We start from the raw sequence: 15,150 nt of genomic DNA, 5'->3' as shown, positions 1-15,150 counted from the left end.
ACGATTGTCCTCTTTTCCTATTCACATAATCACAGTGTGTGGATAATCATTTCCACAGCGTTGAATAACTATCCACAGGTTACTCACATTCTGTGGACAAACTCTATTACCAAGACACCTTTTCCACAAATTTATATTCAAAATTATAACGAAAAACATAAGTAATATCAACAGTTTCACAAAGATATGCACAATATCCAGACTTATCCACAAGCCGTCTATAAACATGTGTGAAACTGGGGATAACTTATGCAGAAAGGTGTGGAAAAGAAATATCCACAATATAGTTATCCACACAGCTTGTCAACAGCGTGGGTTATCCACATCATGGAGTTCTCAAATCCAGGTGAAAAATGTATTGAAATCTGCAGGACCATCTGTTATTCTTTAATAGTTACAATTCTAAAAGCTATACACAGGCAATAGGTATCATGGAGGTGTATTTAATATGGTAAAACGTACTTACCAGCCAAATAAACGTAAGCACAGCAAAGTGCACGGTTTCCGTAAAAGAATGAGCACAAAGAACGGCCGTAAAGTATTGGCCCGTCGTAGAAGAAAAGGTAGAAAAGTACTTTCAGCCTAATCCTCAAGATCATCTGAATAGGTGATCTTTTTTTGTGTAGCAAGGCAGCTTTACATTTTACCACTTGCAGGCGGGGCCGCCGGGTATTGCTGGTGCCAGCCCTGAGCACAACGGGGCTTTTCAATGTATATGGCGTGCTATAATGACGATGGATTTTGTATAATGAAATATCATATATGAGAGAGCGTACTAATGATGAAAAAGAGATTCAGAATAAAAAAAGAACGTGATTTCCAGCTCGTCTTCAAAAAGGGCAGATCGTATGCAAACAGGCAGTTCGTCGTGTATTTGGCCGACCATCCGAAAACCGATCATATGAGGCTCGGAATCAGTGTGTCCAAACGGCTTGGCAACGCTGTGAAGCGCAATAAGATCAAGCGGCGCATACGCGTCTTCTTCCATAAGCATCAGGAGCGGCTGAAGCCGAGGGAGTATGTCGTCATTGCGAGGCAGCCGGTCAGCGACATGGATTATCATCAGATGGAAAAATCATTATTGCACGTGCTGAAAATCGCAAAATGTATAAAATGATACGGGGGTTACCGCCATGTACAGAGTTTACACAGATGAAACTGTTGATCGTGCAATCGCCAAAGGCCTTGAAGAGCTGAAAGTTTCCGAAGCGGATGTCAAAATCGATGTCGAAGAGGAAGGCAAGAAGGGGCTGTTCGGCTTCGGCAGGAAAGATGCCGTCGTCAGACTGACCGTCATAAACCCTGAATTGAAGATGTATGAATCGATCGAAGCCCTGATCGCAAGAGATGCGGAGAAGGCGGACAGCATCGTCGCTGAAGAAGCACCGGAAGATGGGGGGGCGCCCGGTCCCATCACCGAACCTTCCGATTCAATGGAAAAAGATGAAGAAGCGGATGTCATCGATACGGAAGAACTGGAGCATGTTCCTGCCCAGGAGGAGGCGCTGGATGAAGAAGTGCGTGTCCAGATCTCCATCGAAGAAGCGGCGGAACAGACAAGGACCTACGTGGAGCGGATCATCCAGGACATGAATATAGAAAGAACCAGTGAAGTCGAAGTGGTTCAGAATGAAGTGCGCATCGAACTGTTCTCGCCGATGGCAGCCAAGCTGATCGGCAAGCGCGGCGTGACGCTCAACGCACTGCAGGAAGTGGCACAGCAGTTTTTCAATTCGATATACAAGAGCTATGGTGTCATCACACTTGATGTGGAGGACTATCGGGAGAAGCGGCGTGAAACACTCGAAAATCTCGCAGTCAATATGGCGAAGAAGGCAAAACGTACAGAGGGGCCGGTAAAACTTGAACCGATGCCTTCTTTTGAACGAAAGATCATGCATCATGTGCTGAGCAGTATTGAAGGTATAGAAACGTATTCGGAAGGTGCAGAACCGAATCGTTATATTGTGATAGAAAAGAAGTAAAGGAGCATTGCATCATGCAATTAGAAACAATATCCAGCATCTCCACACCGGTGGGCGAAGGTGCAATTGCGATCGTGCGTCTTTCCGGCGTGGATGCAGTGGAAATCGCAGACCGTCTTTATAAAGGAGCGAATCCACTGGAATCGGTGGATTCGCATACGATCAACTACGGCCATATTGTGGATCCCGAGACCGGGGAGACCGTGGAAGAAGTCATGGCGGCAATCATGAGAGCGCCCCGCACCTACACGCGCGAGGATATCGTTGAAATCAATTGCCATGGTGGCGTCCACACGGTCAACCGCGTGCTCCAGCTGACACTGAAGCATGGTGCCCGCATGGCGGAGCCGGGGGAATTTACGAAACGTGCCTTTCTCAACGGCAGGATCGACCTGTCCCAGGCAGAAGGCGTCATGGATTTCATCAGATCTAAGACGACGGAAGCGTCTAAAGTTGCGAACCAGCAGATGCAGGGCAGGCTGAAGACACATGTCGAAGGCTTGCGCCAGAGCATCCTCAACATATTGGCACAGGTGGAAGTGAACATCGACTATCCGGAGTACGATGATGTCGAAGAGGCGACCACCTCATTCCTCGAGGAGGAAGCACAGAAGGTCAAAGATGAGATCAGGAAGCTGCTGAAGAGCAGCGCCCAGGGAAAGATCCTGCGGGAAGGCCTGAGCACTGTCATCGTCGGAAAGCCCAACGTCGGCAAAAGCTCATTGTTGAACTATCTCATCCAGGACAACAAGGCCATCGTCACCGACGTGGCAGGAACGACGCGCGACATACTGGAGGAATACGTGAATGTCAACGGCATTCCGCTCAAGCTCATAGATACGGCAGGCATACGGGATACCGACGATATCGTTGAAAAGATTGGTGTCGAACGCAGCCGCCAGGCGCTGAAGGAAGCGGAGCTCATCCTCTATGTATTGAACAACAATGAACCGCTGACGGATGAGGATATCGAAATTCTCGATTCGATGTCGGATCAGAACGTCATCAATATCGTCAACAAGCTGGATCTCGAACCGAAGCTCGATATCGAAGATCTTCAGTCGAGGTATCCCGACATGCCGGTCGTCAGAACATCAATCATCAATGGAACGGGTGTGGATGACCTTGAGGACCGGATCGCCGGCCTGTTCTTTGAAGGTGAAATCCAGTCTGTGGATTCCACCTATGTATCGAACAACCGTCATATCCACCTGCTCGAGCAGGCGGCATCAGCGATATCCGATGCGATAGAATCAGCCGGAATGGACGTACCGGTGGATATAGTACAGATAGACCTTGTCAAAACGTGGGAACTGCTCGGAGAAGTGATTGGGGAAGATGTCAGTGAACAGCTGATCGATCAGCTCTTCAGCCAGTTCTGTCTTGGAAAATAAAAGGAGGAGAACTATGACAGATAATATGAAATACGATGTTGTTGTCATCGGTGCAGGCCATGCGGGCGTAGAAGCAGGGCTCGCCTCTGCACGAAAAGGGCTGAAGACGCTGATGCTGACGATCAATCTCGACAACATAGCGTTCATGCCATGCAACCCTTCAGTAGGGGGACCTGCGAAAGGGATCGTCGTTCGTGAAGTGGATGCACTCGGTGGACAGATGGCAAAAGTGATCGACAGGACGCATATACAGATGCGCATGCTGAATACCGGCAAAGGACCGGCAGTCCGTGCCCTGCGGGCCCAGGCGGATAAAGTGCTCTACCAGCAGGAGATGAAACGTGTACTTGAGGACGAGCCGAATCTTGACATCCTCCAGGGCATGGTGGATGAAATGATCGTTGAAGACGACGAGGTCAAAGGTGTCAGAACGAATATCGGCACCATTTATGAAGCGAAGGCAGTCATTGTCACGACAGGCACCTTCCTGCGTGGGGAGATCATCCTCGGCGACCTCAAATATTCCAGTGGGCCGAACCACCAGATGCCTTCGGTACCCCTTGCAGACCAGATGAAGGATCTCGGTTTCGAAATCGTCCGCTTCAAGACGGGGACACCGCCGCGGGTCAACTCGGACTCCATCGACTACTCCAAAACGGAGATACAGCCCGGAGACGATGTACCGCGGGCCTTCAGCTTCGAAACGACTGAATTCATCATGGATCAGCTGCCTTGCTGGCTGACCTATACTTCGGAAAATACGCATATGATCATTAACGACAATCTGCATCTTTCTGCGATGTATTCCGGCATGGTCAAAGGTACAGGCCCACGCTACTGCCCATCCATCGAAGACAAGATCGTGCGCTTCAACGACAAGCCACGGCACCAGATCTTCCTGGAGCCGGAAGGCCGGAGCACAAAAGAAGTCTATGTACAGGGACTCTCCACAAGCATGCCGGAAAATGTCCAGAGGGAGATGCTCTCTTCTGTTCCCGGACTTGAAAATGCCAGGATGATGCGTGCAGGCTATGCCATCGAATATGATGCGCTCGTTCCGACGCAGCTGTGGCCGACACTTGAAACGAAGAAAATCAGGAATCTCTATACTGCCGGCCAGATCAACGGTACCAGCGGATATGAGGAAGCGGCCGGACAGGGCCTCATCGCAGGCATCAATGCAGCGAGCAAACTGCTCGGGGAAGAGGAGCTTGTGCTCAGCCGTTCCGATGCATATATCGGCGTCCTCATCGATGACCTTGTGACGAAAGGGACGAATGAACCGTACAGGCTGCTGACTTCGAGGGCGGAACACCGTCTGCTCCTGCGTCATGACAATGCAGACATGCGCCTGACCGAAATCGGCCACGCCATCGGCCTGATTTCTGAGGAAAGGCTCGAGGCGTTCCAGACGAAGAAGCAGCATATCGAAGAGGAATTCGACCGTCTGAAGAACATCCGCATCAAGCCGAACGCCCATACGCAGGCCGTCGTGGAGGAAAGGGGCGGCACACCACTCAAGGACGGCATACTGGCGATCGATCTGCTCAGACGTCCTGAAATGGACTATGCCTCCATCATGAAAATACTGGAGGAGGAAACGACGCTCACACAGGAAGAATATGAGCAGGTCGAAATCCAGGTGAAATATGATGGCTACATCAAGAAGTCGCTCATGCAGGTCGACAAAGTGAAACGCATGGAGAAGAAGAAGATCCCTGTGGATATCGACTATGATGCGATCCATTCACTCGCGACAGAGGCAAGGGACAAGCTGAAGACCGTCAAACCGCTCGATATCGCCCAGGCTTCGAGAATTTCAGGGGTCAACCCTGCGGATATTTCGATCCTCCTCGTCTATATTGAACAGGGCAGCATCCAACGGGTGGAAGCATGAAGGAAGCACAATTCATAGAGGCACTGCGCCAGCAGGGCATCATATTGGACGATGGTCAGATCGCCCAATTCAGAAGGTACTTCGAAATGCTGGCTGAATGGAATGACCGGGTGAACCTGACTGCCGTAACTGATGAAGCAGGCGTCTATCTGAAACACTTCTATGATTCGCTGACACCGCTCTTCCATGTGGACCTCCCCGAAAAAGCAAGCATATGCGATGTCGGGGCAGGGGCAGGCTTTCCAAGCATTCCGCTGAAGATCGTCAGACCCGATCTCAAAGTGACGATTGTAGATTCATTGAACAAACGCATACTGTTTCTGAATGAACTGACAGCAGAGCTTGATCTGGATAGGATTCATCTGGTCCATGATCGTGCGGAGACATTTGCACAGGGTGCCCAGCGCCATATGTTCGATATCGTGACCGCCCGTGCCGTCGCCCAGTTGAATGTGCTGGCGGAACTCTGTCTGCCGCTCGTACGTACGGGGGGACGGTTCATTGTATTGAAGGGCAGAAAGGGCATCGAGGAGCTGGAAGAAAGCCAGTTTGCACTGGACCTCCTTGGAGGCGAGCTTGTGGACATCTACAACTTCACCCTCCCGGAGGAGGACAGCGAACGCCATATCCTCGAGATCGTGAAGAAAAGGAAGACTCCGAAGAAGTATCCGCGCAAGCCGGGTACACCAAATAAATCTCCATTAAAACAATAGGCAGGTGGTGCACGTGAAAAAACCATTTTCAAGACTTTTCGGCTTGATAGACAAAAGTGAAGATCAGCAGGAGAATGTATCCCTGCAACACTTGCCGATGGAAAATATCGTACCGAACCGTTATCAGCCGAGGACTGCATTCGACCGGGACCGTATCCGGGAACTGGCGGACTCCATCGAGGAGCATGGGCTGCTTCAGCCGATCACTGTCCGTCCCATAGAGGAGGGCATGTTTGAAATCATTGCAGGGGAACGCAGGTTCAGGGCGCTGAAGATGCTCAACCGTGAAGAAGCGGAGGTCATCGTGAAGTATCTGACCGATACCGAATCTGCAGCGATTGCACTGATAGAAAACATCCAGCGGGAGAACCTTTCCAGCATAGAAGAGGCGAAAGCCTATAAGAAGCTCCTCAAGATGGATGGCATCACCCAGAAGAACCTTGCACAGAATCTCGGCAAAAGCCAGTCCTTCATCGCCAACAAGCTGCGCCTTCTGAAATTGTCCGATGAGGTGATCGAAGCCCTCCAGAAGCAGGAAATCACCGAACGGCATGCAAGGTCCCTCCTGAGTTTGGAGGACGCGGGCCAGGAAGAGATGCTTGAAGACATCAGGAAGCAGAAAATGACGGTGAAAGAGACGGAACATGCAGTCAAAAAGAAGCTGAAGCATGTCAATGATGAGCTGGATTTCGACGAGGACATGTCCTTCATACTGAACGACCTCAACCGTGAAGTGGACAGGCTGAAAGACAAAGGATTCAATGTATCCTATGAGTCGGCCGATGAAGATGCGTTCCATGAGGTGACGATAAAGATCTATAGGTAGACACTCACTGTGTGGGTGTTTTTCTTATGTTACAATGGGCAGGTTGACTGATATAATGGCATCATGTGATTTTATACTTATGAGAACCCTGCACTGGAGGTAGTGGCGCATGGCAAGGCAAAAAGGACTGGGAAAGAGTCTGGGAAAGGGACTGGATGCTTTATTTTCCAGCAGCAAGGAAGGTGAGACGGTCATCGAACTCAAAATTTCCGAAATCAGAAGAAACCCCTACCAACCCCGGATGGAGTTCAACGCGGACAAGCTCAGGGAACTGGCTGATTCCATTGAGACACATGGCGTGATCCAGCCCATCGTGGTGAGGAAATCCGTCAAGGGCTACGATATCGTGGCAGGGGAAAGAAGGTACAGGGCATGCAGGATGCTCGGCAGGGAGACCATTCCGGCAATCGTCAAAGAGATGACGGATACCGAAATGATGGAGCTCGCCATCATTGAAAACCTGCAGCGTGAGAACCTCAATCCCCTGGAAGAGGCGATGAGCTACCGCCAGCTGATGACCACTTTGAACATCACCCAGAATGAAGTCGCTGAGCGGCTGGGCAAATCACGGCCCTATATCGCAAATATGCTGAGACTGCTCAACCTGCCGAATGCCATCAGACAGATGATCAATGACGAGATGCTCTCGGGGGCGCACGGGAGGACACTTCTGGCGCTCAAGGACCCCCTCCAGATGGAACGCGCAGCAAAACGCGCCATCGATGAAGGGATGAGCGTCAGGACACTCGAAGCCCATGTCAAAAGCCTGCAGGAAACCCATGTCAAAAGAAAACAGAAGCATGACAAGCCAAAGTTCATCGAAAAGCATGAGACAATGCTCAAGGAACAATTCGGTACGGCAGTGGAGATAAAGAAGAAGCGGAAAAAAGGAACGATATCATTCGAATTCAGGAATGAAGAAGAGTTCAAAAGACTTATCTCCATGTTGGAAGATAAGTAAACTGGAAAGTGAAGGTGGAAGCAGTGTTTGCGAATATACTGATGACAACAGCGGATGAACAATTCATGTTCATCGCTGAAATCATGGATACTTTGAGGGACCCCGATCTATGGATGGGTATTGCTTCAAAGGTGATATGGGCACTTATACTGATCATTGCAGCGATGATCATTGTCAGAATCGTCAACAGGATGATCGAGAATTTCTTCAAGGTCAAATCGAAGTCCCGGATGAAAGGGAACAACAAGCGCAACCAGACGCTGATAAATGTGCTGCAGAATGCAGTGACGGTATTCATATGGTTCGTCATCATCATGATGGTGCTTGAAACGTTCAGCCTGCCTGTAAGGACGCTCCTCGCCGGTGCCGGAGTTGTCGGGCTGGCGATCGGTTTCGGTGCACAGAGCCTTGTAAAGGACATGATTACGGGATTCTTCATCATTCTGGAGAACCAGTTCGACAAGGGCGACTTTGTCAGGGTGAACACTTCCGGTACGACGGTTGCCGAGGGCGAAGTGCTGTCCCTCGGCCTCCGTGCTTCAAAAATCCAAGGGTGGGAAGGCGAACTCTTCATCATCCCGAACGGCACCATCAACGAAGTCGTCAATTTCTCCCGCTACAATGCGATATCCATGCTGGATATGAATGTTTCGGTGGAAGAGGATCTCGACCAAGTCGAGAACATATTGGAGAGATTCCTGGACGCCCATTGGCAAGAAGAGGAGATGCTCGTATCCAAACCTGAAATTCTCGGACTGCAGGGCATACAGAGCGGTGAAGCCATCATCCGGGTAATGCTCGAAACACAGCCGATGGAGCACTTTGGTGTGACACGGCGCATGAGAAAAGCGATCAAGAACCATCTTGAAGGCAAAGGGATTGGAATTTCCGTACCTAAAATGGACATCAAGCACTTTGATGTTAAAATGGCTGAAGATGAAGGTGAATATAATCATGACAAAAGAATATGGTCTGAATGATATCGTTGAAATGAAGAAGCCGCATCCGTGCGGAAGCAGACTGTTCTCCATCACCCGCATGGGGGCGGACATCAAGATAAAATGTAATCAGTGTGACCGGGTCATCATGATGCCGCGTCGTGATTTCGAGAAAAGAATGAAAATGGTAAGAAAAAAATATGAAGCATAAAGGTGATTATAAATGGCTCTGACAGCAGGGATCGTCGGGTTGCCGAACGTCGGCAAATCGACATTATTCAACGCAATAACCAAAGCAGGTGCGCTCGCAGCAAACTATCCGTTCGCCACAATCGATCCGAATGTCGGCATCGTTGAAGTGCCGGATGAAAGATTGAATGTACTGACGGAAATGGTGGAACCGAAAAAAACCGTCCCTACGGCATTTGAATTTACAGACATCGCAGGCATCGTCAAAGGTGCGTCCAAGGGCGAAGGGCTGGGGAACAAATTCCTCGCCCACATCCGTGAAGTGGATGCGATATGCCAGGTGGTGCGTGCATTCGATGATGAGAATGTCACACACGTATCCGGCAAGGTGGATCCGATCGATGATATCGAAATCATCAATATGGAACTGATTTTTGCGGACCTTGAAAGTGTGGAGAAAAGGATACCGCGCCTCGAGAAGATGGCGAAGCAGAAGGACAAGGATTCGATAGCCGAACTTGCACTGCTTTCCAAGATCAAGGAAGGTCTTGAGAACGACCGTCCGGTCCGGGCGCTTGAATTTACAGCTGAAGAGGCGAAGCAGGTCAAAAATCTCCATCTGCTGACACAGAAGCCGATGCTGTACGTTGCAAATGTAGCAGAAGAAGAGCTCGGCAATCTCGAACAGAATGAATACCTGAAATCCATTGAAGCATATGCGGAAAAAGAAGGCTCCGAAGTCATCGTGATTTCTGCGAAAGTGGAAGAGGAGATTGCGGTGCTGGATGAGGACGAGAAAGAGATGTTCCTGGAAGATCTCGGCATAGAGGAATCCGGGCTGGATAAGCTCATCAAAGCCGCATATAATCTGCTTGGTCTGGCGACATACTTTACAGCAGGCGTCGAGGAAGTCCGGGCATGGACCTTCAGGGAAGGCATGTCAGCACCGGAATGTGCAGGCATCATCCATACGGATTTCCAAAAAGGCTTCATCCGTGCAGAGACGGTAAGCTATGACGATCTGGTGGAGAATGGAAACATGGTCAAGGCCAAAGAGGCGGGCAAGGTCCGCCTTGAAGGAAAAGACTATCTCATGAAGGACGGAGACGTCGTCCATTTCAGATTCAATGTGTAAAAATGATTGTAAATAGAACCGATCACTGGTATAATATCGGATTGTGAGTAATGAAAATTATTCCTTGCTTATTTCTACGGAAATGGGCCGCTAAAGACCATAAGGAGGTGTAGAAGATGAGAGCATATGAAATACTATATGTGATTCGCCCGAATATTGAAGAAGATGCGAAACAGGCGCTTGTTGAGCGTTTTGATACCGTTTTGACTTCACAAGGTGCGGAAATCGTCGAATCAAAAGAGTGGGGTAAACGTCGTCTTGCTTATGAAATCGAAGATTTCAGCGAAGGCTTTTATCAAATCATCAAAGTGAATGCTGATGTAGAAGCCACAGATGAATTCGAACGTTTGGCCAAAATCAACAATGATATCATTCGTCATATCATTGTACGCGATGAACAAGCAGAAAAATAGTAATAATACAATGGAGTTGATTACATGCTGAACCGTGTTGTATTGGTAGGGCGTCTTACAAAAGACCCCGAACTGAAAGTCAGTCAAAGTAATATATCTGTAGCGACCTTCACTCTGGCAGTCAACCGTCCGTTCACAAGTGCGAACGGCGAACGTGGGGCTGACTTCATCAACTGTGTCGTTTTCCGCAAACAGGCAGAGAACGTCAATCAGTACTTGAAGAAGGGCAGTCTGGCGGGAGTCGATGGCAGACTGCAGAGTCGTTCCTATGAGAACAAAGAAGGTCAAAGGGTATATGTGACTGAAGTAGTGTGTGATAGTGTGCAGTTCCTGGAACCTAAAGGACAAGGGCAAGGCAGTAATCAACAGCAAAATAACTCAGCAGATAGCTATCAGAATGCGTACGGTAACCAGTCCACTGGTTCAAGACCCGCACCTCAGAAATCCAGACAGGATTCAAAAGAGGAAAACCCATTCGCCAATGCAGATGGGCCGGTCGACATCAGTGATGACGATCTACCATTCTAATCCATACCCAAAGATCGGGTATGCATGATAGACGTGTGAAAAGTGTGTGTGTGCATGTGTAGGATATAGTGTGTGTATCCTATACCCGAGGCATTCCGGATTATCCGGAATGCCTTTTTTATTTCAATAATCGTCATCCAGCATATTCTCTAAGGCAGCAGAAATGTTTATAATGACAGTTAAGCATACATTTAGATTGGAGAGCTTTTATGAAAAAGGGCGCTTTGGCATGGATATGCATGATGGGCATGCTTTTGATAATGATCGGTTGTGGCAACGATGCAACGGGAAACAGTGGAAAGGCAATTACGATCTCGGCGGCAGCAAGTCTGAGCGATGCGATGGAGGAAGTCGGAGCACTCTATGAAGAATCACATCTGGATGTCGAACTGTCCTTCAACTTTGGGGGCTCCGGTTCCCTGCAGCAGCAGATTTCCCAGGGCGCCCCGGCCGACCTGTTCATTTCGGCCGCAGAGGACAAGTTCCAGGTGCTGCTCGATGAAGGATCAATCGATTCTTCAGCAAACACGGAACTCCTTGGGAACTCCCTTGTGCTCATCGTCCCTGAAGGCGGGGAGGTATTCGGCCCTGATGACCTCAACCATGCAGGGAAGATTTCGATTGGCACGCCGAGTGCCGTACCTGCAGGCATGTACGCCAGGGAAGCGCTGGAATCCTTGGACATCTTCAGCGATATTGAAGAAGATATCGTCTATGCGAAGGACGTGAGACAAGTGTTATCCTATGTGGAGACGGGGAATGTCAAAGCGGGCCTCGTCTATCGTACAGATGCCCTTTTGAGCGATAAGGTGGAGATTGTCCATGAATTTTCGGCATCCCTTCATACGCCCATCACATACCCGGTAGGCGTGACGGAAGATTCCCCAAATCATGAAACCGCCGTGGAATTCTATGAATTCCTTCAATCCGAAACGGCCCTAAAGGTGTTTGAAGCATATGGATTCACTATTCAGTGACATTACATTCGAAGAATTCCTGGATCCGATCCGGCTGTCGATCCGGGTTTCCGTTCTGGCCTTCATCATTGTGCTCATTCTGGGCACACTCCTGGGCAAGTGGATGGTGGACAGAAAATTTCCCGGGCAATCAATCATCGAGACTCTCATCATGCTGCCGCTTGTACTGCCACCGACAGTCATTGGTTTTCTGCTGATTGTCCTCTTCGGCAATAACAGTCTGATCGGTGGTTGGATCACCTTTATTTTCAACCAGCCCATCATCTTCACCTGGTATGCCGCAGTGCTCGCAAGCGCTGTCGTCGCCTTTCCCCTGATGTATCAGTCAGCCAAGGCGGGTTTCCAGAATATCGACAGGGATATTGAAGAGGCGGCCAAAGTGGATGGGGCGGGCAGGCTCCAGACATTTTTCAGCATTTCCATCCCTCTTGCCTCAAAAGCCCTGATGGCCGGAGGCATATTGAGCTTCGCACGGGCGCTCGGGGAATTCGGTGCAACCCTGATGTTTGCCGGGAACATACCGGGTCGGACACAGACTGTGCCGACAGCGATATACATCGCTCTGGATTCCGGGAAGATGATCCTTGCCTGGATGTGGGTCATCACCATCGTCATCATATCATTCATCATGCTTTTCATCGTAAGGACGAAAAGCAGCAATGCTTAATTGTGTAGTTATAGGCAACAATTTGTGCATCACTGATTGACAATAGGCCTGGAAATGTGTAAAATATACCATGCACATACAAAAACACTTACACACGTTCATCAGGAAATAACTAAAATTATAGATATGAATACGCATTTGCAGTACCACACACTACTGCATGGCAACATTCAATCTGTAGAGGAGGATAACTCATGGCAGGTCCAAGAAGAGGCGGTCGTCGCCGTAAAAAGGTTTGCTACTTCACAGCCAATGGCATTACGCACATTGACTACAAAGAAGTAGATCTCCTTAAAAAGTTCATTTCAGAACGTGGTAAAATTCTTCCAAGACGTGTAACAGGTACTTCTGCGAAGTATCAACGCCAGCTTACAAAAGCGATCAAGCGTTCACGTCATATGGCATTGCTTCCATATGTGAAGGAAGAACAATAATATAAGTTAAGTGTAAAACCCTTGATACAACAATGTTTCAAGGGTTTTTATTATATTTAAATTTAGTTTTCAGGGCAATCTCAGGGCAAAGTATCGAAAAAAAAATTAATATTGATCTCTATATTCACTCTCTATTTCTCTTTTTAATTCCTTTAAATACTCCTCTTTTTGATTTTTAAGTTCTTCTACATATAGCAATTGATGATACAGCATTGATAATTCTTCCTCGATTTTAGTTGAGATCACTTTAAAATTATATAATGAAATAGTTATATTATCTGTTGTCTCAGTATAAAAATATCTGTCTTTTTTAATGTTCAATGGATAACGAGTAAAGTCTAAATGTTTACTATCTTTAAAAATTTGATACTTATTAAGTTGTGATAAATATGATTTTAAATACTTGAATCTTTTTTCGGTTTTTTCTATTTTAGGAAGATTGGAATCCTTTAATATCTTAATAAGGTCACATGTAAGTTCATTTATATTGTGACCTTTAGGAAAAGGTACAAAATATTGCTCTCCATTTTCCTCTTTTTGCAGTATTTCTTTTAGTCTTTTGTTGTCTTTATCCAAGTATACGTAAGAATTAATAATCGCTTTGATTTTTAATTCTATATAATGGTTGAAAGAAAATAATATAGCAAAAATAATGGAATCTGCTTTCTTATCTGTATTATTGTTGATGGCTGCATCTAAAAGTATTTGAGACGAATCGAAATATGATTCACTCATGGTATCGAGCATTGTATGTTCGTCCTTCGTAAATTTACTATAACGCCAATTTAAATAAGCATGATTGTTATGCCCACCAGGTCCTTTGTATATATCGATTTTCATTAAATACTCACCTTCTCCAGTTTATTCATCAAGTCCTTATTCATCTGTTGTGTTACATGCGTATAGATGCGCAGCGTTGTCTTGTGGTCTGTATGACCTACCCGCTCCATTATCGCCTTCAGGGAGCCGCCCAGTTGCGCCAGCAGGGAGATATGAGTATGCCGCAGAGTGTGGGAGGTAATTTTTTTATCAATGCCGCACCATTCAGCAGCTTCTTTGAGCAGGACATTCACCTTTTCTTTGAAGAGGGGTGTACCTGCCACACTGGTAAATACATATTGCTTATCCTGGAACCGATCACTCCACATGGCTTCTTTCTTATTGTCGAGCATGGCTTTTCTCAATATCTCACAACTCCTATCTGTCAGGTCAATGACACGATAGGATTTTTCTGTTTTAGTGGTGTCTTTGATGCCGAACCCTTCATCACTCTTTTCCCAGATGATGGAGCCGTCTATCTCCAGCTTTTTATTGTCGAGATTCACATTATGATTCTGTATGGCCAAGAGTTCACTGATGCGCATGCCATTCAGCACCTGGAACTCTATGATATATCTCATCATCTGAAGATTCCTTTTGATGTCCGGCCGCTTATTGTTTTTAATCTTATAGTCGATATACTCCAGTATTTTCTTTACTTCATCCATTTCAAGATAATTATTGCGCTTACTCTTTATCTCCTCGATGGTCTTTACCTTCACCGGCACCTCTATATCATGAACAGCCACATTGGATTTAATGTGATAGTTCTTTTCCCCAAACTTGATGATGAACTTGATGACGGAAAGGTATCCCGTGATTGACCCCCGGCTCATTTCCCTATGATGGAGATCGTCTATGAAGTCCTGGATAATCCGGGTGTTCAGATTCTTGAAGAGGATGTCTGCATCAAATGCCCGATAGATGCCATTCAGCTTGGAACGCTTCTCCTTCATCGTCCCCCGCTTGCTGCCGGATGTCAGCTGGTACCGCTCAAACCATTCATGCGCCATCTGATGAAAGGTGAGGTCATCCAGACCAGGGGCATGAGAAGTGGATGTCTTGACCTTCTTCTCTATGCGCTCATTAAGGAGCCGCTGGGCTTCCTTTTGGGATGGACGGGTATCCTTATTCATTACAACGCTGGTACGCTTTCGCTTGCCGCTCATGGGATCTACATAACGCTCATAAAAGCGGTACTTAGTATTGCCCTCTTTGTCCTGGAATGGTTCAGACCACATATTATTCCCTCCTTTTTGCTAACGAAATTCATC

18 protein-coding genes are annotated in these 15,150 nt (G+C 47.6%); 16 read left to right on the top strand and 2 right to left on the bottom strand.

Annotated elements, in window-relative coordinates; all coding sequences use genetic code 11:
• Window positions 1-448: 448 nt before the first annotated feature.
• The 16 genes from rpmH (at window position 449) to rpsR (ending at window position 13,057) form a co-directional block, all read left to right on the top strand.
• Entirely contained in the window at window positions 449-586 is a 138-nt protein-coding gene (gene rpmH / locus RQP18_RS13330) for a 50S ribosomal protein L34 (RefSeq protein WP_000240855.1), read from the top strand.
• 195 nt (window positions 587-781) lie between these two features.
• Window positions 782-1,117, top strand: a complete 336-nt coding sequence (rnpA, locus tag RQP18_RS13325) for a ribonuclease P protein component (protein WP_031546770.1) — start codon at window positions 782-784, stop codon at window positions 1,115-1,117.
• Window positions 1,118-1,133: 16 nt separating this feature from the next.
• Complete coding sequence (gene jag, locus RQP18_RS13320; protein ID WP_342388148.1) at window positions 1,134-1,985, top strand: RNA-binding cell elongation regulator Jag/EloR; 852 nt, start codon at window positions 1,134-1,136, stop codon at window positions 1,983-1,985.
• Between the two features lie 14 nt (window positions 1,986-1,999).
• Complete coding sequence (mnmE, locus tag RQP18_RS13315; protein ID WP_342388147.1) at window positions 2,000-3,379, top strand: tRNA uridine-5-carboxymethylaminomethyl(34) synthesis GTPase MnmE; 1,380 nt, start codon at window positions 2,000-2,002, stop codon at window positions 3,377-3,379.
• 13 nt (window positions 3,380-3,392) lie between these two features.
• Window positions 3,393-5,276: a tRNA uridine-5-carboxymethylaminomethyl(34) synthesis enzyme MnmG gene (mnmG, locus tag RQP18_RS13310; RefSeq protein WP_342388146.1), complete on the top strand. Its 1,884-nt coding sequence runs from the start codon at window positions 3,393-3,395 to the stop codon at window positions 5,274-5,276.
• Entirely contained in the window at window positions 5,273-5,989 is a 717-nt protein-coding gene (rsmG, locus tag RQP18_RS13305; protein WP_342388145.1) for a 16S rRNA (guanine(527)-N(7))-methyltransferase RsmG, read from the top strand. Before mnmG ends, rsmG begins: the two co-directional genes overlap by 4 nt.
• Before the next feature lie 13 nt (window positions 5,990-6,002).
• Window positions 6,003-6,815 carry a ParB/RepB/Spo0J family partition protein gene (locus tag RQP18_RS13300; protein ID WP_342388144.1) on the top strand — a complete coding sequence of 271 codons (813 nt, stop codon included), beginning with the start codon at window positions 6,003-6,005 and terminating at the stop codon, window positions 6,813-6,815.
• A 109-nt stretch (window positions 6,816-6,924) separates the two neighbouring features.
• Window positions 6,925-7,776: a ParB/RepB/Spo0J family partition protein gene (locus RQP18_RS13295; RefSeq protein ID WP_342388143.1), complete on the top strand. Its 852-nt coding sequence runs from the start codon at window positions 6,925-6,927 to the stop codon at window positions 7,774-7,776.
• Between the two features lie 8 nt (window positions 7,777-7,784).
• On the top strand, window positions 7,785-8,756 hold the full coding sequence (locus RQP18_RS13290; RefSeq protein WP_373446089.1) for a mechanosensitive ion channel family protein: 972 nt from the start codon (window positions 7,785-7,787) through the stop codon (window positions 8,754-8,756).
• Entirely contained in the window at window positions 8,731-8,925 is a 195-nt protein-coding gene (locus RQP18_RS13285; protein ID WP_031546760.1) for a DUF951 domain-containing protein, read from the top strand. The genes RQP18_RS13290 and RQP18_RS13285 overlap by 26 nt, the downstream gene beginning before the upstream one ends.
• Window positions 8,926-8,937: 12 nt before the next feature.
• A complete protein-coding gene (gene ychF / locus RQP18_RS13280; protein ID WP_342388141.1) occupies window positions 8,938-10,038 on the top strand; it encodes a redox-regulated ATPase YchF in 1,101 nt (366 codons plus the stop codon).
• Between the two features lie 116 nt (window positions 10,039-10,154).
• Complete coding sequence (gene rpsF / locus RQP18_RS13275; RefSeq protein WP_342388140.1) at window positions 10,155-10,451, top strand: 30S ribosomal protein S6; 297 nt, start codon at window positions 10,155-10,157, stop codon at window positions 10,449-10,451.
• Window positions 10,452-10,475: 24 nt separating this feature from the next.
• Window positions 10,476-10,979, top strand: coding sequence for a single-stranded DNA-binding protein (ssb, locus tag RQP18_RS13270; protein ID WP_342388139.1), 504 nt, complete (start codon window positions 10,476-10,478; stop codon window positions 10,977-10,979).
• A 209-nt stretch (window positions 10,980-11,188) separates the two neighbouring features.
• Window positions 11,189-11,956 carry a molybdate ABC transporter substrate-binding protein gene (gene modA, locus RQP18_RS13265; protein ID WP_342388138.1) on the top strand — a complete coding sequence of 256 codons (768 nt, stop codon included), beginning with the start codon at window positions 11,189-11,191 and terminating at the stop codon, window positions 11,954-11,956.
• Window positions 11,937-12,623 carry a molybdate ABC transporter permease subunit gene (modB, locus tag RQP18_RS13260; RefSeq protein ID WP_342388137.1) on the top strand — a complete coding sequence of 229 codons (687 nt, stop codon included), beginning with the start codon at window positions 11,937-11,939 and terminating at the stop codon, window positions 12,621-12,623. The genes modA and modB overlap by 20 nt, the downstream gene beginning before the upstream one ends.
• Window positions 12,624-12,817: 194 nt before the next feature.
• On the top strand, window positions 12,818-13,057 hold the full coding sequence (gene rpsR, locus RQP18_RS13255) for a 30S ribosomal protein S18 (RefSeq protein ID WP_031546752.1): 240 nt from the start codon (window positions 12,818-12,820) through the stop codon (window positions 13,055-13,057).
• Between the two features lie 105 nt (window positions 13,058-13,162).
• Here the strand turns inward: rpsR and RQP18_RS13250 are convergent, their stop codons facing one another.
• Together RQP18_RS13250 and RQP18_RS13245 are read right to left on the bottom strand one after the other, a co-directional pair.
• Window positions 13,163-13,897, bottom strand: coding sequence for a hypothetical protein (locus RQP18_RS13250; protein ID WP_342388136.1), 735 nt, complete (start codon window positions 13,895-13,897; stop codon window positions 13,163-13,165).
• Window positions 13,897-15,117, bottom strand: coding sequence for a tyrosine-type recombinase/integrase (locus tag RQP18_RS13245; protein ID WP_342388135.1), 1,221 nt, complete (start codon window positions 15,115-15,117; stop codon window positions 13,897-13,899). The genes RQP18_RS13250 and RQP18_RS13245 overlap by 1 nt, the downstream gene beginning before the upstream one ends.
• Window positions 15,118-15,150 lie beyond the last annotated feature (33 nt).

Origin of the sequence: Salinicoccus sp. Bachu38 (assembly GCF_038561955.2) — a bacterium.
Classification (GTDB): domain Bacteria; phylum Bacillota; class Bacilli; order Staphylococcales; family Salinicoccaceae; genus Salinicoccus; species Salinicoccus bachuensis.
The sequence above is the reverse complement of the archived record's forward strand: the minus strand, read 5'-3'. Positions and strand labels throughout refer to the sequence as shown.

Excerpts from the sequence above, each read along its gene's own strand:
- ychF (WP_342388141.1), top strand. The coding sequence starts at position 8,938 with ATGGCTCTGACAGCAGGGATCGTCGGGTTGCCGAACGTCGGCAAATCG.
- RQP18_RS13245 (WP_342388135.1), bottom strand. The coding sequence starts at position 15,117 with ATGTGGTCTGAACCATTCCAGGACAAAGAGGGCAATACTAAGTACCGC.
- ssb (WP_342388139.1), top strand. The coding sequence starts at position 10,476 with ATGCTGAACCGTGTTGTATTGGTAGGGCGTCTTACAAAAGACCCCGAA.
- mnmG (WP_342388146.1), top strand. The coding sequence starts at position 3,393 with ATGACAGATAATATGAAATACGATGTTGTTGTCATCGGTGCAGGCCAT.
- jag (WP_342388148.1), top strand. The coding sequence starts at position 1,134 with ATGTACAGAGTTTACACAGATGAAACTGTTGATCGTGCAATCGCCAAA.
- rpsR (WP_031546752.1), top strand. The coding sequence starts at position 12,818 with ATGGCAGGTCCAAGAAGAGGCGGTCGTCGCCGTAAAAAGGTTTGCTAC.
- rnpA (WP_031546770.1), top strand. The coding sequence starts at position 782 with ATGAAAAAGAGATTCAGAATAAAAAAAGAACGTGATTTCCAGCTCGTC.
- modA (WP_342388138.1), top strand. The coding sequence starts at position 11,189 with ATGAAAAAGGGCGCTTTGGCATGGATATGCATGATGGGCATGCTTTTG.
- rpsF (WP_342388140.1), top strand. The coding sequence starts at position 10,155 with ATGAGAGCATATGAAATACTATATGTGATTCGCCCGAATATTGAAGAA.
- RQP18_RS13250 (WP_342388136.1), bottom strand. The coding sequence starts at position 13,897 with ATGAAAATCGATATATACAAAGGACCTGGTGGGCATAACAATCATGCT.
- modB (WP_342388137.1), top strand. The coding sequence starts at position 11,937 with ATGGATTCACTATTCAGTGACATTACATTCGAAGAATTCCTGGATCCG.
- mnmE (WP_342388147.1), top strand. The coding sequence starts at position 2,000 with ATGCAATTAGAAACAATATCCAGCATCTCCACACCGGTGGGCGAAGGT.
- RQP18_RS13295 (WP_342388143.1), top strand. The coding sequence starts at position 6,925 with ATGGCAAGGCAAAAAGGACTGGGAAAGAGTCTGGGAAAGGGACTGGAT.
- rsmG (WP_342388145.1), top strand. The coding sequence starts at position 5,273 with ATGAAGGAAGCACAATTCATAGAGGCACTGCGCCAGCAGGGCATCATA.
- RQP18_RS13285 (WP_031546760.1), top strand. The coding sequence starts at position 8,731 with ATGACAAAAGAATATGGTCTGAATGATATCGTTGAAATGAAGAAGCCG.
- rpmH (WP_000240855.1), top strand. The coding sequence starts at position 449 with ATGGTAAAACGTACTTACCAGCCAAATAAACGTAAGCACAGCAAAGTG.